Below are 19,617 nucleotides of genomic sequence, written 5' to 3'. Positions count from 1 at the left end.
CGATAATGGTTCGGAAGACGTACCACCGTCAAGAGGTGACCGTGACAGATTCACCGCCGGCCGGAGACGGCCCACTCGGCATCGGACTGCTCTGCTTCATCGTCCAGCGGACCATGGAAGACCGCGTGCTCGCTGACCTGGCAGCGGCAGGCTTCGACGACCTCACCATGGCTCAGTCCCGGGTCATGGCCCGCATCGGCCCTCAGGGAACCCGGGTAACCGACCTGGCCGAGCAGGCCCGGGTCACCAAGCAGACCGTCGTCACCACCATCCATCAGCTGGCCGGCGCCGGCTACGTGCGCCGCATCCCGGACCCCAGCGACGCACGTGCCCGACTGGTCGTGTTCGACCAGCGCGGACTGGCGGCGCTGGAGATCGCCCGCAAGACCGAAGCTGCGGTCCACGAAGAGTGGACACGCCACCTCGGGCGACGCGAGACCGAGCGCCTGCACGAGCTGCTCACCAAGCTGCGGGAGATCACCGACCCCTACCGCTGACCGGAGGCTCCGGACTCGATGGGAGCCGTAGTGGCCGCATCAACATCGACGAATGGCGGCATCACCCGGACCAACCCGGTGATGGTCAGCAGCCTCCGTACCTGCTCCGACCCACCGGCAAGGCGCACCGTGACGCCATCGGTGCGGGCCCTGCGATGGGTCCCCACCAGCACCCCGAGACCGGAGGAGTCGATGAAGGTGACTCCTGAAAGGTCCAGCACCAGCCCGTCAATCATCGGGCTGACGGCATCGCTGTCGTCGTGGTGCTCGATCGGCGCCGGGAGCCCATCGAGGGCCTCCAGCAGGGTGCACTTCAGCGACGGAACGCTGTAGATGTCGATGTCACCGCTGACGGCGACGACGCGGAAGTGGCCTCGGTCGTATTGCTCTGCTGCGATCTGCATGTCGCATCCCCTGCCACTGCGGCCGCCTCCAGTGGAGCGCCGTACTGCTCGACGCTCGCGCTCCCGGACTACGAGCCGCACCGATCATGTCACGAGGTCACCGCCACACGGGCGACGATTGCCCGCGCTGCCTGCGACTTTGCCCTTCTCGCCAGGCTCAGCGGATCCGCCTCAGGAAGTCGAGCAGAACGCCGTTCAGTTCTCGGGGACGCTCGACCGTAGGCAGGTGCGCTGTGCCCTCCAGATCGAGACGGCAAGCGCCGGGGATCTCAGCCGCGAGCACGTCGGCAAGGCTCTGGATCCACGGGAGGTCCTCCAGCCCGTTGACCACGAGGGCGGGTGGAACGATTTCGGCGAGTCGGCCGACAGCCGGCGGCTCGAGTCGGCGCTCCACCACCAGCGGTGAGTGCCATTCACGAGCGAACACGTCGCGCAACATCCGCGTCGCCGAGTCCCACACGGCCGGATCCATGTCCTCGCGCCGCCGACCCGGACCGACGACCATAAGCTCCGCCTGGGCCTCGGCCATGGCCGCGACGTCGTCACCCCGAACCTCAACAGCGGTCCGGGAGAGGTAGGCGCGCAACCGCTCGGTCGGAACCGCTTCCGCGATGCGCTCGCGCGCATGCTCGGCCATGGCAGGCGGCCACGCGTAGCCGGACAGCGCGGAGCCGATGAGCACCAACCCCGAAACCCGGTGCGGCGCCGTCAAGGCAGCATCCAGTGCAAAGGCACCTCCCATAGAGGCACCGATGAGGACGGCGACGTCGATGTCGAGCGCGTCCATGAGACCGAGCACGTCCTCGTGATGAGCGACCCGATCGGCCGGGGAATCCGGCTGGCCGACGCCACGCCAGTCGTACCGGATCACGCGGTGATGCTGCGCGAGCGCTGGCACCTGGGCGTCCCACATGCGCCGGTCTCCCAGCCCGCCATGGACGAGCACGACAGCAAGACCGTTTCCGTCGTCGTCGTAGGCGATGTCACCGTCTCCGATGCGGACCCGCGGCACGGCAGCGACCGTAAACCCGACCTCGATCGGCAGGAAGCTGAGTTCACTTTCGAGGAACGAGGGCTCCCCCGGGGGTGGGGTCAGGCCGAGGCGCGCCGGGCCCGCTCGGCCTCGACGATGAAGGGGCACTTGTCGCCGAAGGTGGCCTGCATGAGCGCGGCGGCGTCGGTGTCGGCGTCGAACAGCGTCGGCATCTCGATCCCCAGCAGGACGCTGAACAGCATTCCCCCGCCGAGGAACGAGCTGACCTGGGGATCATCGAAGCCGGCCTCGTGGACGAGAAAGCGGTAGATGTCCAGGAAGCCGGCTCGGGCAGCGGCCCCGATGGCCGGCTCCGCTCCAGAGACAAAGCCCTGCAGCAGCATTGTGTGGAAGCCGCGAGTCTCCGACAGCTCCAGGTAGGCCACTCCGATCGCCTGTGCGCGCCGGTCCGCGTCGTCTCCGCGCGCGACCGACTGCGCATGGGCAGCACGGAAAGCCCCCAGCAGCGTCGTCAACGTGTCATGGAGCACCTCGATGAAGAGCTGCTCCTTGGTGCCGAACATCCGCACCACGTACGGCTGACTGATCCCTGCAGCCTTGGCCACCTGGTCCGTGGTGGAGCCGTGGTAACCACGGCGACCGAAGACGGCGCGGGCTGCGTCGAGGATCTGCGCCCGGCGTTCAGCAGCGGTCATGCGGGGCGTCGACGTCGTCGTCTCGCCGAGTTCTGAAGGCACGGTTGACAGGTTAGCAGCGGATTACTACCTTGCCGGTAATCATTCGATAACTACCTCGGGAGCACCAGCGTGGGCACCCTGCACCGATCGCCGAACGTCACACGGCACGTCCCGGTCTGGCTCGCCGTCGTCGCGGCCTCCCTGCCGATGTTCATGGCCACTCTCGACAACCTCGTCGTGACCAGCGCGCTGCCGGTCATCCACGCCGAGCTCGGCGCGAGCATGGAAGACCTCCAGTGGATCACCAACGCCTACACGTTGGCCTTCGCGGCGCTCATGCTGCTGGCCGTCGGCCTGGGCGACCGCTACGGCCGACGGCACGTGTTCATCGCCGGCATCACCACCTTCACGGTGGCGTCCGCACTCTGCGCTGTCAGCACCGACTCGACGGCGCTCATCGCCGCGCGGGCCCTCGAAGGGATCGGTGCTGCGGCGATCATGCCGCTGTCCCTGACCCTGCTCGTGGGCAGCGTCGCCGACAGGTTCCGCTCCCTCGCGATCGGCATCTGGGGCGGCGTCTCGGGGCTGGGCGTGGCGCTCGGCCCGCTCATCGGGGGTGCCGTCGTCGAGGGGTGGAACTGGCAGGCCATCTTCTGGATCAACGTGCCCGTCGGCGTCGTCGCCATCCCCCTCGCGCTGTTCGCGCTGCCCAACAGCCTCGGCGCACGGGTGCGGGCCGACGTCCTCGGCGTGCTGCTCGCCAGCCTGGGCGTGCTGGCGCTGGTGTTCGGGATCGTCCGCGGCAACGAGGCCGGCTGGTCGAGCGTGCAGGTGGTCACCGCTCTTGTCGCAGCCGCCGTGCTGCTCGCGGGTTTCCTGGTCCGCGAGTCCCTGACGGACCACCCGCTCCTGCCGCTGCGGCTCTTCCGTGACCGCAGCTTCTCCCTCGCCAACGCCGTCGGGGCCACCTTCAGCTTCGGGGCGTTCGGCGCGGTGTTCGTCCTCATCCAGTTCCTGCAGGTCGTTCAGGGCAAGTCGCCACTGGAGGCCGGCGTCGCGACCATGCCGTGGACGCTCGCGCCGATGGTGATCGCACCCCTCGCCGGACTGCTGGCGCCGCGCGTGGGCACCCGCACGCTCATCGTGGCGGGGATGCTGTTCCTGTCCGCGGGGCTCTTCGAGATCGCGCTGACCATGGACGCCGGAGTCTCCTACCTCACGATGCTGCCCGGCTTCATCGCTGCGGGCCTCGGGATGGGCCTGGCGTTCGCGCCGCTGTCCACCGCCGTCCTCTCGGCGATGAACCCGGACGATCACGCCAAGGCCTCCGGCACCAACTCCACGCTGCGCGAGATCGGCGTGGCCCTCGGCATCGCCGTCCTCACCGCTGTCTTCACCGGCGCGGGCGGCGAGCTCACCCCGACCGGCTACGTCTCGGCGGCGGTACCGGCCATCCTCGTGGGAGCGGGCGCTGTGCTCCTCGCCGCCGTGCTCGCAGCCTTCCTGCCCTCCGGCCGGACGAGCGCAACCCCTGCCGGAGACGCCCACGTTCCGCTGCAGCGGAAGCAGCCCAGCACGGTTCCGCTCACCCCCGCCTGACGGTCACGTCGAGGGGCGTGGCCGTGATCGACCGCGCCCCTCTCCCGCGCGTCCGACCGCCAAGCTCTCGACAACGAGCAGGGGCCTTGCAGATGAGGACGGCGCGAAGCGGAGTGCCTCTGCACGGCCTGCATCCCTAGCGTCAAAGCATGATCACTGACCGCGTCGCGCCCGCAGCGACACCGAGGACAACGACGAGGGCCCAGAGCTGGATCCCCGCCTTCGCGCTGCTGGCACTGCTGTGGGGATGCTCGTTCGCCTTCATCCACATCGGCCTGGATGCCCTGACCCCGGTGCAGGTCGCCTTCTGGCGCCTGGCCCTGGGAGCCGCGAGCCTACTGATCATCGTCGTCGCCACCCGCACGCGCCTACCGCGCAGCCCGCGTACCTGGGCTCACCTGCTGGTCCTGGCGACGCTGCTGAATGCCGTCCCGTTCACGCTGTTCGCCATCGGCCAGCAGAGCGTCTCCTCGGTGCTGGCCGGCATCATCAACGCGACCACCCCGCTGGCCACTCTCGTGGTCATCCTGGCTGCCTTCCGCGAGGAGCGACCCACGCGCCAGCGCGCTGCCGGGCTGCTCATCGGCTTCCTCGGCGTCGCCGTCGTCCTCGGGGTCTGGCGAGGGTTCGCCGGGAGCGAGTTGGCCGGCGTCCTGGCATGCCTGGGGGCGGTGGCCTGCTACGGAGTCGCCTTTCCCTACTCGCGGCGTTACCTGACCGGCACCGGCGACGGGCCGCTGGCACTGGCCAGCGCGCAGGTGCTGCTGGCGGCCTGCCTGATGGCCCCGGTGCTGCTCATCACCGGGGCGACGCCGACGGCGCCCGTCACCGCCGACGTCGTCGCCGCGATGCTGGCGCTGGGAGCGCTGTGCTCGGGCGTGGCCTACGTCCTGAACTTCCGCATCGTGGCTGTCGCGGGGGCCAGTACCGCCAGCAGCGTCACGTACGTGACCCCGGTCGTCGCGGCGGTGGTCGGGGTCACGGTGCTCGGTGAGCACGTGCAGTGGAACCAGCCACTGGGGGCCGTCGTCGTACTAACTGGCATCGCGGTGTCGCAGGGACTGCACCGCACGGTGACATCGCGGCGGAGGGCAGCCAGGATTTGATGGTCGGCCGCTCCGCGTCGGACGACGACGGCGAGGTGGTCTCCCGGGGCGGTGGTCGCTCAGCTGACGGGATACAGCGAGAGCAGCACCTGCGAGCCGATGCTCGTGTCCTTAATCCTGACGCCCGTCGTCGCGAGGGCATCGGGCTCGGGCAGGTCCGCGCGATCGACGACGACCAGTACGCGGTAGGAGTTGTAGTCCGCGGTGCATGCGCCGCCGATGTCGCTGTCGTCGTCCTCGGTGACGACGAGGTAGCCGCTGTCCAGCTCCACATCGGACACTCTTGCCGGGCAGCTGCCCGACTCCCCGCTCGACCACACGGCCACCGCCTCCCGGCTGAAGTCGACATCCGAGAGGTCGCCGTAGCGGCCAGCGTCACGAGGCTCGCCGTCCTGCGTCGGGAGGTCAGCGGGGACGTTGTCCTGCCACATGCGCTGGGCGGTGTCGGCGTCGTACGCCACCTCGAGCACGGCGAACGTGTTGGGCGGCATGGCCATCTCTGCCCGATGGCCGTCGACCTTGGCCAGTGTCTGCACGCCACCCGCCGCCCCTCCGGGCGACCCGCCGCACCCGGTCACGGCGAGCAGGCCCGCCAGGGCCGTCACCACTGCCGCCAGGGGCCTCCGGTTCGCGATCACAGATCAGAGACGCGCCAGGCTCAGCTCGCGTTGCACCTCCGATAGCGCAACCAGCAGCCAGCTACACCGAGAGGAGCTCTTCCAGCTCGGAGGTCGTGACGAGGTTGACGCCGATGAGGCGGAGGTCGGCGAGCCGCTCCTCGGTGACCTGCGAGACCGCATCCGTCACCACGGCGGTGCGGTAGTCGCGAGCGGCAGCGTCGAACAGCGTCGCCCGGGGGCAGTTGGGCAGATTGCAGCCGGCGACCACCACCGAGTCGACCGCGTGCTGCTCCAGCCAGGTCTGCAGGGCCGTGCGGTGGAAGGCGCTCCAGCGCGGCTTGAACATGACCACCTCCTGGGGACCGAGGTGCTGCAGGCCACCGGCGACCAGGGTGCGATGGTCCAGCTCGACGTCATGCCCATCCGTGAGCCGAGCGGGAATCCGAGAACCCGCGGTCCCGGGTGCCGCGACCACCGCCCCCGCCTCAATGGAGGCCCGCCGCACGGTGTCCACGTCGGAACCGCCGGGCTCGTAGAAACGGATCACGTGAGCGATGGGCCGCTCGGCGGCCCGAAATGCCTGGACGAGCCGCTCGAAGACCGGGAGAAGCTCTGCCGTGCCGGGTACCGGCATCGCGCCGTCCACGAAGTCGGCCTGCACGTCGATGACGACGAGCGCGCAGCGCGCGAGGTTCAGGCTCGTGTAGTCGGTCATGGCGCTGCTGGCTCCGTTTCGACGTGGGCGCTCCTTCATGGCGGCGCACTCATCAACCCCGCTGAACACCGAGCACAAGCTATCGCTGCGATCTCTTGCGCCTTCCCAGTTCATCGAACTAGTGTCCACGACTGCGATGCGTCGGGCTGATCACGAGGGGGCGGCAGTCATGGCCGAGGTTCTGCTCTTCCACCACGTCCAGGGGCTCACCGAGGGGGTCCTTGCGTTCGCGGACACCCTGCGCGAGACAGGCCACACCGTGCACACGCCCGACCTCTTCGACGGCCGCACCTTCGCGACCATCGAGCAGGGCCTGGCGCACGTCCAAGAGACGGGCTTCGACGCGGTGAGGCTGCGGGGAGTAGCCGCTGCTGACGGCCTGGCGCCAGGACTTGTCTACGCGGGCTTCTCCCTGGGAGTGATCCCCGCGCAGCAGCTCGCGCAGACGAGGCCGGGCGCCCGCGGGGCGCTGCTCCTGCACTCCTGCCTACCGGTCTCGGAGTTCGGCGGGGCCTGGCCCGAGGGCCTGCCGGTGCAGGTCCACGCCAAGGAGAGCGACGAGTTCTTCCTCGAAGACCTCCCCGCGGCGCAGCAGCTGGCCGCCTCGACGCCGTCGGCAGAGCTCTTCCTCTACCCCGGTGACGAGCACCTGTTCACCGACAGCTCTCTGCCCGCGTACGACCCGGCGGCCGCCGCCCTCCTGCTGGACCGCGTCTGCGCCTTCCTCGCCGCCGTCTGACCGGCCCACTCCCCCACCCGGTTCGCACCTGCTGGTCGACGACGATGGGCGCGTGGCTCCCTCTCCTGCCGACGTCGAGCTGAACATCCGGCCGCTGCTGCCTGACGACGTCGACTTCCTCCGCGGTCTGGCGAGTGACCCGCGCGTCGTTCGCTTCATCGGTGACGGGCAGCCGTGGACCGAGCTGTACCTGCAGCAGCGGTTGCGCGAGGCCTTGGCCGGCAGCCAGGTGCGGTGGTTCATCGCCTGCGACCAGACGGGCGCGCGCGTCGGCCTCCTGTCACTGCGGCTGCGGGCTCCCGGGCGCGTGGAGGTCGGCTACTGGGTGGCCCCGGACCACTGGGGCCACGGCTACGCCGGACGCCTGCTCCAGCACGGGGTGGAGCTGTGTCGGGTCGAGGGCCAGGCCGCGGTGGTCGCGCGGGTGCGCGCAGGCAACGGGGCGTCGCAGCGAGTGCTGCTGCGGGGCGGCTTCGTCGAGGCGGAGCGCCAGGACGACCCATCGCTGGTCCTCTACGAGCACAACCTCTGAAACTGTGCCGGGTGGCCGTCTCGGCTCCCCCACTCGGGGACGTCGAGAGGTCGACCGAGGTCTCGCAGACAGCAGAAGACGGTGCAGAGGTCCTCGCGGGCCGCTGTGCAGACTTGGCCCCTTGGCGGTGACCACGTGGTCACACTGAAGGGGCCAAGTCTGCACAGCTCCCTCAACCGCTCACCGGGCGTAGCGGTGGGCCTGAGGTGGGGACTGCGGAGGCGGCAGATCGACGGCAGGTCGGCCGTGCGCGAGCACCCCGACGAGACCGCCCAACACCTTCTGACGCGGACCTCCCAGCCGCCCCGTCGATGATGCGGCCCATGACCACCACCATCGTCACCGGCACCTCCAGCGGCATCGGCCTCCATACGGCGGTGCAGCTCGCCGCCGCTGGGCACCACGTCATCGCCACCGTCCGCGACACCTCGCGCGCTGACGCCCTGCGCGCGACCGCAGACGCCGCCGGGGTGAGCCTGGACATCCGCGCCCTCGACGTCACCGACGCGGCCGGCGCAGCGGCGTTCGTGGAGGCCGCCGGCGACGTCGACGTCCTGGTCAACAACGCCGGCCGCGGCGCCGTCGGCACCTTGGAGCAGCTGAGCGACGCCGACCTGCAAGCCCAGCTCGAGACCAACTACCTCTCGGTCGCGCGCCTGACGCGGTTGGTGCTGCCGGGCATGCGGGAGCGTGGCCGTGGGCGGATCGTCACGGTGACCAGCGTCGGCGGGGCGGTCGGCCAGCCGTTCGCGGACGCGTACTGCGCGGCGAAGTTCGCCGTCGAGGGGCTCATGCAGTCGCTCGCGCCGGTGGTCGCGCCGTTCGGCGTTCAGGTGAGCATCGTCGAGCCGGCCGCGGTCGCGTCGCACTTCGTGGAGTCGGTCGACGTCAGCCACGCCGGTCCGTACGAAGAGCAGCTGCAGGCCTACCTCGCCCGGACCCAGGCGGCGTTCGCCTCCGCGCAGGCCCCGGAGGACGCCGCCCGCACCGTCGTCGAGGCCGCCACCACGGTCTCCCCGACGTTCCGCTGGCAGACCTCCGAGGCCGCCGTCCGTTTCGCGGGGCTGTCCTTGGCAGACCTCGACGGCTCCCGCGTGCTCGCCGCCACCTCCACCTGGATCCAGCCGCAGCAGGGCTGACCGGCGCGTCTGGTCACTGCGCGGCGGCGGCCCGATCTACCGTCGCGAGGGTGATCTCCGTGCGCTCCGGTGATGGATCAGGACGACGACGGCGACGGTGGGCGGTCAGCCTCGTGGCCGCTGGCGCCGCGGTGGCCGCACTCGGGGTCGCAATGCCACTGCTGCCCGGTGCGCCGCAGGCGACGCCGACGCCGTCCCCATCGGTTCTGTCGCCCGAGGCGCCGCCATCGGGCGACGACTTCTGGGCGCCCTCGAAGGCCGACCGAGGCAAGGTGGAGGGGCAGCCATGGTCGAGCGACCTGCCGAGCGCGACGCTCGGTAGAGGCTGATCAGTCGGACGCCAGCGGTCAAGGCTCCGGCGTTTTCGCAGACTGAGGCGCAATCCTGGGTCGATGAGCGGCTTTGAGGTGCTCCCCATCGGTTGGGTCCAGTCGACGCGGAAGGAGCCTCTCGACGACGACTGGGACACGGTGCAGGCGAGCGTCACCCTCGACGCCGCTCGCTTCTCGCCCGATGCTTTGGCTGGGCTCAGCGAGTTCAGCCACGTCGACGTCGTCTACCTCTTCGACCGCGTCGATTCAGCCAGCGTGCAGACCCGAGCCCGCCACCCCCGCGGCAACACCGCGTGGCCCGAGGTCGGCATCTTCGCCCAGCGCGCCAAGGGCCGGCCTAACCGCATCGGGGTCACCACGTGCCGTCTCCTGGAGGTCGACGGCCTGACGCTCAGGCTGGAGGGACTGGACGCGATCGACAACACTCCCGTGCTCGACATCAAGCCGTACATGGTGGAGTTCGCGCCTCGAGGGCCGCTGCTCCAGCCCGCGTGGTCCCACGAGCTGATGGCGGGCTACTGGAGCCAGTAGCGCACCGTTTCCCTCCGACCGCCTGGCGACGGCTGATCAGTCGGCCGCCACGCGAGTCGCGACGCCGCCGGTCACGGCGAGCAGCTGCTCGAACGTGAGCGGGACCACGGTGTGCGGCGTTCCACCGGCGGCCCACAGCAGCGGGTGGGCGGCGAGCGCCTCGTCGACCAGCGTGCGCAGCGGGGCCGGGTGCCCCACTGGCGCGACACCGCCGATGGCCTGGCCTGTGACGTCGCGAACCTCGGCAGGCTTGGCCATCCGCACGTCGGTGGCGCCGATCGCTGCCGCTACGACGCCGAGATCGAGGCGGTGCGCACCGCTGGTCATGACAAGCAGCGGCGCGCCGTCGGCGATGAGCACGAGGCTGTTCGCGATGGCGCCGACCTCGCAGCCAAGCGCGGCGGCTGCCTGCGCGGCGGTTCGGGCGGAGTCGTCAAGGACCTTGACGGCCGCGTCGATGCCGGCCGTCGCGAGGGCCTCCTGAACGGCGACGCTGCGGGCGGGAAGGTCAGCGGACTGGCTCACGGCGGCGATGCTCGCGCACGTGCACAGTCCAGGGGCGTCACACCCCGGTTCTCGCCCCTGATGTGCGCACGCGCGGCGGGAGAGCCGAGGCTCGGCGGGCGATCCAGGCCCCCGGCACGGCCGCGAGCACGCCGCCGAGGCTGTTGAGGATGACGTCGTCGATGTCGGCACTGCGCCCGGTGAGCAGCTGCAGCAGCTCGATGGCGACGACGAGCACCACCACCGCGACAGCACTCCGGCTCCAGCGCCACCCGGTCGCGGTGGGGAGCAGCAGCCCCACGGGCACGAACAGCAGGGCGTTGCCCAGGATGTTCGCGACGGCGAGCCGCGGGTTGGCGTTGCCAAGCTCGCTAGCGATGCTCGCGAACGGGACGAGGTTGACCCGGCCTCCGCCGTAGGACGTCACCTGCGTCAACGCGAGCACCCCGAGGAGGGCACCCGCGAGCAGCACGCGGCAGCTGGCCACCGCAGCCGCCCGTCGGTCTCCGCGGCGCATGCCGGGGACCGCCGCAGTCGCCGCCGCGACCAGCCCCACGGTGAGCACCAGCAGGAGCAGCGGCACGGGCAGGTACCGGAAGACGTCCACCCAGCGATCATGGGGTGTCACAGGGCCGCCGCGGCGGAGATCGGGGCCAGGATCGGGCTCGACCTGACCCTGTTCTCCGCCAGTGCGGAAACGGAGATCGGGGAGCGGAGGGCGGACAGCGGGGAGCCGGGAGCCGGGAGGGCGAGGAGCGGAGAGTCAGCCGCGCAGCGCTGCGACGGCCTGACGCAGGTGCTCCACTCCGGCGACAGGGCTACCGATCTTCACCAGTCCGCGGTCGGTGCGGGCGAGCAGCGTGGGGTAGCTGTCCACGCCGAGGGCGCGCGCCCGCTGGCGCTCGGCGGCAGCCGCGGCGTCGGTGGCCGGATCTTCGAAGGCCGCGACCAGCGCGTCGGCATCCAACCCCTCGCGCTCGGCGATGACCCGGTAGGTCTGCGGCGAGGACAGGCTGAGCCCGTCGACGTAGAACGCGCGCTGCAGGGCCCCGGCGAGCTCCACCTGGCGGCGCTGCGGGGCGACGGTCTTCAGCGCGACGAGGCCGCGGCCGGCGTCGTCGGAATCCATGTGGAGCGTGCCGTCGGCCACCGCACGCTGGTAGCCCGGGCCGAACTGCGCACCGGTCAGCGCCGAGATGCGGGCATTCGCCTCGGGGATGTACGGGTGGGCGGACAGGGAGCTGGCGCGAGGGCCGCTGAAGAGGCCGCCGCTGATCACCTCGATGTCCACGTCGGCGGTCTGCGCCAGCTCGCGGACGGAGGCGCCGAAGCCGTAGCACCAGCCGCAGTAGGCGTCGAAGACGTAGGTCAGGGGCAGCGATGCCGCGGAGGTCGTCGTCGTCGTGGTCGTGCTGGTTGTGTCGCTCATGAGCGGTCTCCTCCGGGGGTCGTCGGCGGTCGTCACCGTCAAGGTAGTTAAAGACTCAACTATTCCCGGTGGGCCGTCGCCAACATCCGTGTCGGCTTGACGCTGACACGGTGCCAGGGCGTTGACTGCCAACCGGAGGTGGTCGTGGTGGACATGGAGGCGGTGGCAGCCGCGCTGGCGTCGACGCACGTGTCGGTGAGGCTGCGCGCGGCGATGGCGCTGGGCACGCACCCGATGCCGGAGCTGCTGGAGGTGCTCATGGAGCGGTGCGCCGCCGAGCCCGACCCCTTCGTGCGCGACACGCTCACGTGGGCACTGACGCGGCTTCCCGCCGACCTCACCCTGCCGCGCCTGCGCCGCGAGCTCTTCAGCGCGTATCCGCAAGCACGCGCCCAGGCGCTGCACACGCTGTCGAAGGTCGGGGCGGCCGAGGCGTATCCGTGGATCACCCTGGATCTGGTCTCCGATGACGACGACGACGTCGCGCGCGCCGCCTGGCGCGCCGTCGCAGCGCTGGCGCCGGAGGCCGAGCGTGGTGCTGCGGCGGAGCTGCTCGCGCAGCAGCTGGGCCGCGGCGACGACGACGTGAAGCGCAGCCTGAGTCGCACCATGCTGCGGCTCGCCCCGGAGGTCGAGCCGGTGCTGGAGCGCTCGGCCACCTCCCCGCGGCCGGAGGTGGCCGAGCACGCGACCGCCGCGCTGCTCCTGCTGCGCCGTCCCGAGGTCGCCTTTGCCGCGGACATCGCAGTGGCCGACCGCGCGACCGCACTCGGGCGCGAGAAGACCGCAGCCCTGCACGCCTCCGCCGATCCCGACGGCGAGGAGCCCGCGGACAACGGCGAATCTTGATCGGCCCACCGCGCATCCCCGCGGCCGACCCGTCGGCACCCGATGATTGCCCCCTTCGACGATCAAGCGAGTGAGCGTCAGGTAGGCGGAGGCGCCTGACCGACCGTGGTCGCTGGGTTCCGGTCTGAGGCTTCACACCGGAACTCAGCGACCACGGTCGGGTTCGCGTGCGTCTGCCCACACCGACTGGGGACATACAGGCTCACCGAGAGCCCTCGCGGGCCTGCCGGGAAGTCCCCAGACGAACCCGCCACCGTCGGCCGACGTCTCGTCAAGAGGCGAAGCACCGCGGCGCACTCCGGTCGGGGACTGTGGAGCCCGTTGATGGCCCCCAGCGCGGTCTTCAGCGTCCCCAGCCTGCGATCGCTCGCGAGACACGGTCAGGGGCCGACGCCCGCCGGGCCACCGCCTCCTGCGGGCCGTCCAGCGCCTGGGCCGGCCCCAGCGCCTGGTCCGGCAGCAGGTCCAGCGCCAGGATCAACTCCCGGTCCGCCGCCGGATGCGCCGCGGGGGCCGGCCACCCCCGGTCCGCGCGCAGGCTCAGCTCCTGGCACAGCGGGCGCTGCTGGTCCTGCTGGCGCGTCCGCCGGAGCGTCGTCGCCCACCGTCGTCCCCGGCTTTCCCGTCCCGGCCTCCGCAGTTCCCTGCTGCGACGTTCCCGTGTCCATCGTCACGGTCTGCCGTTCGGACGTCTGCGGCGACGTCCCCGAGCCGCCGCCCTCGAGGGCGGCGCTGGTCGCGCCCGCGCCGAGCAGCAGCACCAGTCCAGCGACCAGTCCGGTGGGCACGCGGATCCGTCGCACGACGCGCCACGCGCCGCCGTGGGTGCGCGACCTCAGGACCGTGCCACCCACCACGCGCGACGGCTCCGCCCCGGTAGGAGCGGTAGAGGCGGCAGAGGCGGCGCGCACGTCGTCGAGGTCAAGGTCGAGGGTGTCGTGGCGCCAGTCACGCGGCGGGGCGGCGTCCTCGCGCTCTTCGGCGCGGTGGCGCTCCCGGTCGGCACGCAGCTGGGCGAGCGGGTCGTGGGGGTCGGACAGGTCGCGCGGGTCAGACCGGCCTTGGTCAGCAGCCACTGCTCGCTCCTCCGATGGTCGTCGTCGTCATCGACCCTGCACTCGCCGCGGCCGTGGCGAGGTCGGTGCGCAGCGGCCCGAGCGTGAGGGCGTAACCGGTGCCCTGGCCGGTCAGCCCGGCGGCGTTGACCACGCCGATGACCGTGCCGGAGGTGTCGAGCAGCGGGCTGCCGCTGTTGCCGTGCTGGACGTCGGCGTCGAGCCGGAAGGCCTCGCGGCTGCCGGGCAGGACGTCGGTGCCGTCGGCCTCGACCACCTCGGGCAGCCGCTGCACCACCACGGCCGACGTCGCCGTCAGCGGGCCGCCGAGGGGGTGGCCGAGCACCACCGCGGGGGTCCCGTTGGCGGCGGTGCCGCTGGCCAGCGACAACGCAGGACCGGAGCGCCCGGAGACCGCGAGGACGGCGATGTCGGCGTCGCGATCGTCGACGACGACGCGAGCGTCCTCCCGCCCTCGCTCCCCCTCGACAACGACGCGCGTGGCCGACCCGACGACGTGCGCGTTCGTCACCACGAAGGGTTGCTCGGAGCTCGCCGCCACCCAGAAGCCCGTGCCCTCCGCGAGCTGGTCGGCCCGGCAGGTGGGCGCGACCACCTTCACCACGCTGGCCGCCGCCCCCTCACCGACCCGGCGCACCACCGCTTCGCTGGGCGCCACCGCAGCGCTGGACGTTGCGGGGACGACTGCGAACAGGTCGTCGCCGGCGCCGGCCGGCAGCACGCCGCGGACGTCGTCCAGCACGCTGCGAGCCGGCGGCACGACTCCCGACAGCGAGCGAGCCTGCGGCACGACGTCGGCGAGGTCAGCGACGACGCTGCTGCGGGCCACCGCACTGGACGGCGGCGCGAACGCTGTGACCAGCCCCGCCATCAGCGAGCAGACCACCACCGCGACCACGGCGCGCACGCCCGCCCCCGCGGTCCTGTCGAGCAGCCCGAGGTGCAGGCGCGCCAGGCCGCGGCCGAGCAGGTCGCCCGCGGCGCCGCCGAGGGCCGACCCGACCAGCGCGCCCCCGACCACGCACGCGGCGACGAGCACCAGGTGCACCAGCGGTGACAGCTGCTCGCTCACCCACCACGCCGACAGCGCGAGGCCGACCACAGCTCCCGCCACGAGGCCGGCCAGCGACAGCACCGAGCGGCTGGCACCGCTGCGCCAGCCTGCTCGCGCCCCGAGGATCACCGCAGCCACGACGAGGACGACGACGGCGACGTCGAGCAGCACCTGCCAGGCCCACGGAGTCACCGCGACCGCCCGCACGGCCGGGGAATCGTGACGATGTCCATGCGCCGAGCCTGCGCGTCGGCTCTGAAGCGGACCTGAAGCAGAACCTGAAGATGGACCCGAACCCGTCCCCCTCCCCCTCCCCCCTTGACGATCAAGGAAGTTGTGCACGCTCACCGTCCTCCGCACTCGGGAGCGTCCAGAACTTCCTTGATCGTGGAGGAGGGGAGAGCCTGCGGGGAAGTTCTCGAGTCGGGCACGGGCACGGCGACGAGCGGCAACCATGGTCGGGTGGCCTCAGACCTCGACCTCACCGACAGCCACTCGGGTTCCGAGAAACACCTCGGTCACGGACACGTCCGCCCCGACGGGTCCCGGCCGGGCGACGATGTCCGGGTCGGCGCGACCGCGCGGCGCGTCGTCGTCGTCCTCGCCCTGCTGTGCGCGCTCGGTTCGGCCGTAGGAGTCGCCCTGCTGTGGCCACCCGCCGGCACGCTGACGACGTTGCGCGAGCAGGTGGCCTCAGGTGGATCGGTGGTCACCGACGTGGAGGCGCGGGCGGAGTCGCTGCAGCAGCAGACGTGCCCGGGCACGTCGCTGGACCGTCTGCCCGACGGCACCATCCCCGCGAGCGCCAGCTGCCCGATCCTCACGGCGACCGTGCTGCAGGGTCCGTCGAAGGGTCAGCAGGTGCAGGTCCCGGTGCCGGCGCAGGTGGCCGAGGGCGGCATCACCCCGGGTGACCGCGTGGACCTCGGGTACTTCCCGCCGACCCCCGGCTACGACGCGACGTGGCAGTGGGTGGACTTCTCCCGGACGCGCCCGCTGGGGCTGGCGGTAGGGGCGTTTGCGCTGCTCACGGTGCTGGTCGCTCGGAAGCGCGGGCTCGCGGCGCTCGGCGGCATGGTGCTGGCGGGCGCCGTCCTGGCCTTCTTCATGATCCCGGCGCTGCTCGCGGGCAAGCCGCCGCTGCTCGTCTCGGTGACAGGCTGCACGGCGATCATGTCCGTGGTCCTGTACCTCACCCACGGCTTCAGCCTGCGGACGGCGGCGGCACACCTCGGCACGGTGAGCGGGCTGGTGCTGGTCGGCGTCGCGGCGCACGTGGCGGTGGGCGCGACGCACCTGCAGGGCCTGTCCGACGAAGACTCCGCCTACCTCGGCCAGCTCACGTCGATGGCGACGCTGCGGGGGCTCGTGGTCGCCGGGATCGTGCTCGCGGGGGTCGGGGTGCTCAACGACGTCACCATCACCCAGGCCTCCGCGGTGTGGGAGGTCCGCGAGCACGCGCCCGGCGCCTCGTTCACCACGCTCGTGCGCTCCGGGATGCGCGTGGGCCGTGACCACCTGGCCTCCACCGTCTACACGGTGGCGTTCGCCTACGCGGGTGCGGCGCTGCCGGTGCTCGTCATCCTCGCGGTGACCGACCCACGGTGGATCGACGCGGTGAGCTCCTCGGCGCTGGCCGAGGAGATCGTCAGGACGGCGATCGGCGGCGCGTGCGTGGCGCTGTCGGTACCGATCACGACGGCGGTGGCGGCGGCTGCCGTGGCGAGCGCGTCGGTGCAGCGCCCCGCTGCCGGCGGCGCTCCGGAGTCCCATGATCACGCCGCACACCCCGTCCGTGATCATGGGACTCCGCCACCCTCGCCCCTCGGACGGCGAGCACAGCGGGCCGCAGAGCAGCGGGCACGTCGTCGGCATCCGTGAGGGCCGCCGGCGCTGCGCCGGAGCCCGAGGGCGCGCCGAGCGCGGCGACCCACGCCGCGAGGTGCTCGCGGCGGCCCGCGTCCAGCGACCCCAGCCACACGACGACGTCGGGGCGCTCGTCCCCCTCGGCGCGCTGCCCGACCGCGGCCACGGGCGCCTGGGCGCAGCCGCCGACGCAGGGGCTCGACACCAGCACGCCGCCGCGCGAGCCGCGGACGGCCTCCCGCAGCGAGGCGCCGACGTCGTCGTCCTCGCCGTCCAGGCGCCGCAGCGCGGCGCACCGGTGCCCGGTGCACACCGCCACGAGCGGACCGGCCGGCGCGGCCGAGGAGGGCGAGGACGACGACGAGGGCGTGATCACTGCGACCGCTGTCCGTAGCGGCGGCGGAACCGCTCCACGCGTCCCTCGGAGTCGAGCACGCGGGACTTGCCCGTCCAGAACGGGTGGCTCGCGGAGGACACGTCGACGTCGATGACGGGGTAGGTCTGGCCGTCCTCCCACTCCACGGTGCCGCGGGCGCGTGACAGCGCCGTCGAGCGGGTGAGGAAGGCGGTGCCCGCGGTGTTGTCGCGGAACACGACGGGGCCGTACTCGGGATGCAGGTCGTTCTTCACGGGGCGGTCCCTCCTACCAGCTGGACTTGGTCACGCCGGGCAGCTCGCCCGCGAGCGCCATCTGACGCAGCCGCACGCGGGACAGGCCGAAGGCCCGGTAGTACGCGCGGGGGCGGCCGTCGACGACGTCGCGGTTGCGCAGCCGGGTGGGGCTGGCGTCGCGCGGGAGGCGCTGGAGCGCCGCTCGCGCCGCGGAGCGCTGCTCCTCGGTGGCACTCGCCGCCGTCGAGAGGCGCTTGAGCTCGGCGCGGCGCTCGGCCCAGCGGGCCACGACCTCTCGCCGCTGCAGGTCCCTGGCGATCTTGCTCTTCTTGGCCATCTCAGCGCTCCTCGCGGAAGTCGACGTGGCGGCGCACGACGGGGTCGAACTTGCGCAGCACCATGCGCTCGGGGTCGTTGCGGCGGTTCTTGCGGGTGACGTACGTGTAGCCGGTGCCCGCGGTGGAGCGGAGCTTGATGATCGGGCGGACGTCCTGGACCTTGGCCACGGTCAGTCCACCTCTCCGCGGGCTCGCAGGTCGGCGACGACCGCATCAATCCCGCGACGGTCGATGACGCGCATGCCGGCAGGGGTCAGATCGAGACGGACGTGCTTGCCGAGGGAGGGCACCCAGTAGCGCTTGGACTGGGTGTTGGGCTCGAAGCGGCGCTTGGTGCGCCGGTGGGAGTGGGAGATGGTGTTGCCGGAGCGCCCGCGGCGTCCGGTCACCTGGCAGGGGCGGGTCATGGCTGCTCGACCGTCCCTCAGCCCTGGCGCGCCTTGAAGCGCGGGTTGAGCTTGTTGATGACGTAGAGGTGGCCGCGGCGGCGGACGACCTTGGAGCCGGGCTGGCGCGCGAGCGAGCGCAGCGACGAGCGGACCTTCACTGGTGGCCTCCTGATGTCGTGACAGGGCGAGGTGTGGCGAGAATCGTTCTCGTCATGTGCCACTCTAGGCGAGAACTGTTCTCGCTTCGACACCCGGAGGGCCCCTGTGACCGCCTCCCGCCTGCCCGTCACCGCCGTCACCGCCGTCGACGCCGCCTCCCGCGACGCCGCCGTGCTCAGCGTCCAGCTGGACGCTCCCGACGTCGTCGTCGTCCGTCACGACCTCACCGGCGCCGGCCAGGGTCTGCTGCGCCGCGTGGTCAGCGACGGGACGGGCGCGCTGGAGGACGTCGTCGTCCCCCTGGAGCACGCCTGCCTGGCCTGCGCGGTGCGCGAGGACCTCCTGCCCACGCTCGTGCGCGTGGCGGAGCTCGACAGGTGGAGCGCCGCGCTGCTCGCGCTGCCGCTCGCGAGCGAACCGGTGCCGGTGGTGCGGGGCCTGCTGGGCATGCTCGACGGGGCTGCGGCGCACCGCAGCGTGCGCCAGCTGCTGAGCCTGGCCGGGGTGGTCGCCGTCGTCGACGGTGCCACCGCCGAGCACGACCTCTTCTGCGACGACCTCCTCGACGAGCGCGACCTCGCCCACGGCGACGGCGACGCGCGCAGCGTCGGGGAGGTGCTCGCCCGCCAGCTGCGCAGCGCCGACCTCGTGCTGGCCCCCGGCGCCGACGCGCGCACGCTCACCCTCCTGGAGCACCTCGCCCTGCCCGGCACGGTGCAGGTGGACGGCGCCAGCGACCTCGCCGCCGACCACCTGCTGCGCAGCCGCCACGACCCTCGCGCCTCCCGGGGCTGGGACGACCCGCGCGCCGTGGCGCCCAGCGGCGCCCCCGACGCCCACGGCGTCTGGACGCTCGACCTGCACGACTGGCGCCCGGCGCACCCCGAGCGGCTCCGCGAGAACCTCGAGGCCCTGGCCGACGGCCGGCTCGTGGGCCGCGGCCGCTTCTGGCTGCCCACGCGACCCGACGCTGTGGGGATGTGGGACGGCGCGGGCGGCCAGCTCAGCATCGGCGACGCAGGGCCGTGGGACGCCACGGGGGTGCCCGTGGAGCGCAGCACCCGCCTGGTCGTGACCGGCGTCGAGGAGGACCCCGCTCTCGTGCGCGACGCCTTCGCCGCGAGCCTGCTCACCGACGCCGAGCTGGCGCGCGGCCTGGCCCGGTGGGCCGGGCGCAGCGACGGCTTCGAGCCCTGGCTGGGAGACGTCCAGGTGGGCGGCGCCGCCTGACGGGAGCGCCCCCTGTCAGTTATGCCGCTGATGCATCCCGGCCCCGCGAGCCCCGCTACCGATCAGCGACGGCCAGCGCACCACCGCCGAGTCGCCACCGTTCGCTCTTGTCAACGCGCCAGTGCACCTCTCAGGAGTCGTCGTCGTCGGAAGGCTGAGGTGGGAGGGACGACGACGCACCTGCGAGGTCGCGGATCCCCATGATCGATGCGCCCTGACGTCTGCC

Annotated in this window: 26 protein-coding genes; 11 read left to right on the top strand and 15 right to left on the bottom strand. The window is 72.1% G+C overall.

Going from position 1 to position 19,617, the window contains the following annotated elements; translation table 11 throughout:
- The first annotated feature begins 35 nt into the window (after positions 1 to 35).
- Positions 36 to 497: a MarR family winged helix-turn-helix transcriptional regulator gene (locus tag BXY45_RS06200; RefSeq protein WP_211319270.1), complete on the top strand. Its 462-nt coding sequence runs from the start codon at positions 36 to 38 to the stop codon at positions 495 to 497.
- Here BXY45_RS06200 and BXY45_RS06195 read toward each other — a convergent pair.
- The 3 genes from BXY45_RS06195 to BXY45_RS06185 all read right to left on the bottom strand — a co-directional run bounded on the left by BXY45_RS06195 (position 488) and on the right by BXY45_RS06185 (position 2,632).
- Positions 488 to 901: an STAS domain-containing protein gene (locus tag BXY45_RS06195; protein WP_109773445.1), complete on the bottom strand. Its 414-nt coding sequence runs from the start codon at positions 899 to 901 to the stop codon at positions 488 to 490. The two genes, BXY45_RS06200 and BXY45_RS06195, sit on opposite strands and share 10 nt — an antisense overlap.
- 157 nt (positions 902 to 1,058) lie before the next feature.
- Positions 1,059 to 1,913 carry an alpha/beta fold hydrolase gene (locus tag BXY45_RS06190; RefSeq protein ID WP_109773496.1) on the bottom strand — a complete coding sequence of 285 codons (855 nt, stop codon included), beginning with the start codon at positions 1,911 to 1,913 and terminating at the stop codon, positions 1,059 to 1,061.
- 80 nt (positions 1,914 to 1,993) lie between these two features.
- On the bottom strand, positions 1,994 to 2,632 hold the full coding sequence (locus BXY45_RS06185) for a TetR/AcrR family transcriptional regulator (RefSeq protein WP_146211104.1): 639 nt from the start codon (positions 2,630 to 2,632) through the stop codon (positions 1,994 to 1,996).
- 147 nt (positions 2,633 to 2,779) lie between these two features.
- Between BXY45_RS06185 and BXY45_RS06180 the strand changes: the two genes are divergently transcribed.
- Together BXY45_RS06180 and BXY45_RS06175 are read left to right on the top strand one after the other, a co-directional pair.
- A complete protein-coding gene (locus BXY45_RS06180; protein ID WP_109773495.1) occupies positions 2,780 to 4,171 on the top strand; it encodes a DHA2 family efflux MFS transporter permease subunit in 1,392 nt (463 codons plus the stop codon).
- Positions 4,172 to 4,320: 149 nt separating this feature from the next.
- The gene (locus tag BXY45_RS06175) at positions 4,321 to 5,277 is read left to right on the top strand and encodes a DMT family transporter (RefSeq protein ID WP_109773443.1); all 957 of its coding nucleotides are present in this window, start codon (positions 4,321 to 4,323) and stop codon (positions 5,275 to 5,277) included.
- Positions 5,278 to 5,336: 59 nt separating this feature from the next.
- On the opposite strand, the gene BXY45_RS06170 is transcribed toward BXY45_RS06175, so the two are convergent.
- Together BXY45_RS06170 and BXY45_RS06165 are read right to left on the bottom strand one after the other, a co-directional pair.
- Positions 5,337 to 5,882: a hypothetical protein gene (locus tag BXY45_RS06170; RefSeq protein WP_146211103.1), complete on the bottom strand. Its 546-nt coding sequence runs from the start codon at positions 5,880 to 5,882 to the stop codon at positions 5,337 to 5,339.
- A gap of 94 nt (positions 5,883 to 5,976) precedes the next feature.
- Entirely contained in the window at positions 5,977 to 6,612 is a 636-nt protein-coding gene (locus BXY45_RS06165; protein ID WP_109773441.1) for a cysteine hydrolase family protein, read from the bottom strand.
- Between the two features lie 169 nt (positions 6,613 to 6,781).
- Here BXY45_RS06165 and BXY45_RS06160 point away from each other — a divergent pair, with 169 nt between their 5' ends.
- From BXY45_RS06160 to BXY45_RS06145, 4 genes are all read left to right on the top strand, one after another.
- Positions 6,782 to 7,351 (top strand): dienelactone hydrolase family protein, encoded by a 570-nt coding sequence (locus tag BXY45_RS06160; RefSeq protein WP_109773440.1) that lies wholly within the window; start codon positions 6,782 to 6,784, stop codon positions 7,349 to 7,351.
- Between the two features lie 52 nt (positions 7,352 to 7,403).
- The gene (locus BXY45_RS06155; protein WP_170131338.1) at positions 7,404 to 7,883 is read left to right on the top strand and encodes a GNAT family N-acetyltransferase; all 480 of its coding nucleotides are present in this window, start codon (positions 7,404 to 7,406) and stop codon (positions 7,881 to 7,883) included.
- A 323-nt stretch (positions 7,884 to 8,206) separates the two neighbouring features.
- Positions 8,207 to 9,022, top strand: a complete 816-nt coding sequence (locus tag BXY45_RS06150; RefSeq protein ID WP_109773438.1) for an SDR family NAD(P)-dependent oxidoreductase — start codon at positions 8,207 to 8,209, stop codon at positions 9,020 to 9,022.
- A gap of 392 nt (positions 9,023 to 9,414) precedes the next feature.
- Positions 9,415 to 9,885, top strand: coding sequence for an SAM-dependent methyltransferase (locus BXY45_RS06145; RefSeq protein WP_109773437.1), 471 nt, complete (start codon positions 9,415 to 9,417; stop codon positions 9,883 to 9,885).
- A gap of 36 nt (positions 9,886 to 9,921) precedes the next feature.
- Here BXY45_RS06145 and BXY45_RS06140 read toward each other — a convergent pair whose 3' ends face one another.
- From BXY45_RS06140 to BXY45_RS06130, 3 genes are all read right to left on the bottom strand, one after another.
- On the bottom strand, positions 9,922 to 10,410 hold the full coding sequence (locus BXY45_RS06140; RefSeq protein WP_109773436.1) for a YbaK/EbsC family protein: 489 nt from the start codon (positions 10,408 to 10,410) through the stop codon (positions 9,922 to 9,924).
- A gap of 37 nt (positions 10,411 to 10,447) precedes the next feature.
- Entirely contained in the window at positions 10,448 to 10,996 is a 549-nt protein-coding gene (locus BXY45_RS06135; RefSeq protein ID WP_109773435.1) for a VanZ family protein, read from the bottom strand.
- Positions 10,997 to 11,152: 156 nt separating this feature from the next.
- Positions 11,153 to 11,818 carry a DsbA family protein gene (locus BXY45_RS06130; protein WP_109773434.1) on the bottom strand — a complete coding sequence of 222 codons (666 nt, stop codon included), beginning with the start codon at positions 11,816 to 11,818 and terminating at the stop codon, positions 11,153 to 11,155.
- Between the two features lie 153 nt (positions 11,819 to 11,971).
- Between BXY45_RS06130 and BXY45_RS06125 the strand changes: the two genes are divergently transcribed.
- Entirely contained in the window at positions 11,972 to 12,667 is a 696-nt protein-coding gene (locus tag BXY45_RS06125) for a HEAT repeat domain-containing protein (protein WP_109773494.1), read from the top strand.
- A gap of 380 nt (positions 12,668 to 13,047) precedes the next feature.
- Here BXY45_RS06125 and BXY45_RS06120 read toward each other — a convergent pair whose 3' ends face one another.
- The gene (locus BXY45_RS06120; RefSeq protein ID WP_109773433.1) at positions 13,048 to 13,743 is read right to left on the bottom strand and encodes a hypothetical protein; all 696 of its coding nucleotides are present in this window, start codon (positions 13,741 to 13,743) and stop codon (positions 13,048 to 13,050) included.
- A complete protein-coding gene (locus BXY45_RS06115) occupies positions 13,733 to 14,989 on the bottom strand; it encodes a CvpA family protein (RefSeq protein WP_170131337.1) in 1,257 nt (418 codons plus the stop codon). Before BXY45_RS06115 ends, BXY45_RS06120 begins: the two co-directional genes overlap by 11 nt.
- Before the next feature lie 270 nt (positions 14,990 to 15,259).
- Here BXY45_RS06115 and BXY45_RS06110 point away from each other — a divergent pair, with 270 nt between their 5' ends.
- Together BXY45_RS06110 and BXY45_RS22840 are read left to right on the top strand one after the other, a co-directional pair.
- Positions 15,260 to 16,678, top strand: a complete 1,419-nt coding sequence (locus tag BXY45_RS06110) for a YibE/F family protein (RefSeq protein WP_119700366.1) — start codon at positions 15,260 to 15,262, stop codon at positions 16,676 to 16,678.
- Positions 16,593 to 17,057, top strand: a complete 465-nt coding sequence (locus BXY45_RS22840) for a hypothetical protein (protein ID WP_146211102.1) — start codon at positions 16,593 to 16,595, stop codon at positions 17,055 to 17,057. Before BXY45_RS06110 ends, BXY45_RS22840 begins: the two co-directional genes overlap by 86 nt.
- Here BXY45_RS22840 and BXY45_RS06105 read toward each other — a convergent pair.
- Genes BXY45_RS06105 through ykgO form a run of 5 tightly spaced genes read right to left on the bottom strand, consistent with a single transcriptional unit; the run spans position 17,036 to position 18,160 of the window.
- Entirely contained in the window at positions 17,036 to 17,293 is a 258-nt protein-coding gene (locus tag BXY45_RS06105; protein WP_109773430.1) for a type B 50S ribosomal protein L31, read from the bottom strand. The two genes, BXY45_RS22840 and BXY45_RS06105, sit on opposite strands and share 22 nt — an antisense overlap.
- Before the next feature lie 13 nt (positions 17,294 to 17,306).
- Positions 17,307 to 17,612 carry a 30S ribosomal protein S14 gene (gene rpsN / locus BXY45_RS06100; protein ID WP_109773429.1) on the bottom strand — a complete coding sequence of 102 codons (306 nt, stop codon included), beginning with the start codon at positions 17,610 to 17,612 and terminating at the stop codon, positions 17,307 to 17,309.
- A gap of 1 nt (position 17,613) precedes the next feature.
- Positions 17,614 to 17,781, bottom strand: a complete 168-nt coding sequence (rpmG, locus tag BXY45_RS06095) for a 50S ribosomal protein L33 (RefSeq protein ID WP_109773428.1) — start codon at positions 17,779 to 17,781, stop codon at positions 17,614 to 17,616.
- A 2-nt stretch (positions 17,782 to 17,783) separates the two neighbouring features.
- Positions 17,784 to 18,020, bottom strand: a complete 237-nt coding sequence (gene rpmB / locus BXY45_RS06090) for a 50S ribosomal protein L28 (protein WP_109773427.1) — start codon at positions 18,018 to 18,020, stop codon at positions 17,784 to 17,786.
- A gap of 17 nt (positions 18,021 to 18,037) precedes the next feature.
- Positions 18,038 to 18,160 (bottom strand): type B 50S ribosomal protein L36, encoded by a 123-nt coding sequence (gene ykgO, locus BXY45_RS06085; RefSeq protein WP_109773426.1) that lies wholly within the window; start codon positions 18,158 to 18,160, stop codon positions 18,038 to 18,040.
- 106 nt (positions 18,161 to 18,266) lie between these two features.
- Here ykgO and BXY45_RS06080 point away from each other — a divergent pair, with 106 nt between their 5' ends.
- The gene (locus BXY45_RS06080; RefSeq protein WP_109773425.1) at positions 18,267 to 19,391 is read left to right on the top strand and encodes a CobW family GTP-binding protein; all 1,125 of its coding nucleotides are present in this window, start codon (positions 18,267 to 18,269) and stop codon (positions 19,389 to 19,391) included.
- Positions 19,392 to 19,617 lie beyond the last annotated feature (226 nt).

Origin of the sequence: Quadrisphaera granulorum, from assembly GCF_003149145.1 — a bacterium.
In the GTDB taxonomy this organism is placed as follows: Bacteria; Actinomycetota; Actinomycetes; order Actinomycetales; family Quadrisphaeraceae; genus Quadrisphaera; species Quadrisphaera granulorum.
This window is presented reverse-complemented; position numbering and strand designations above follow the sequence as displayed.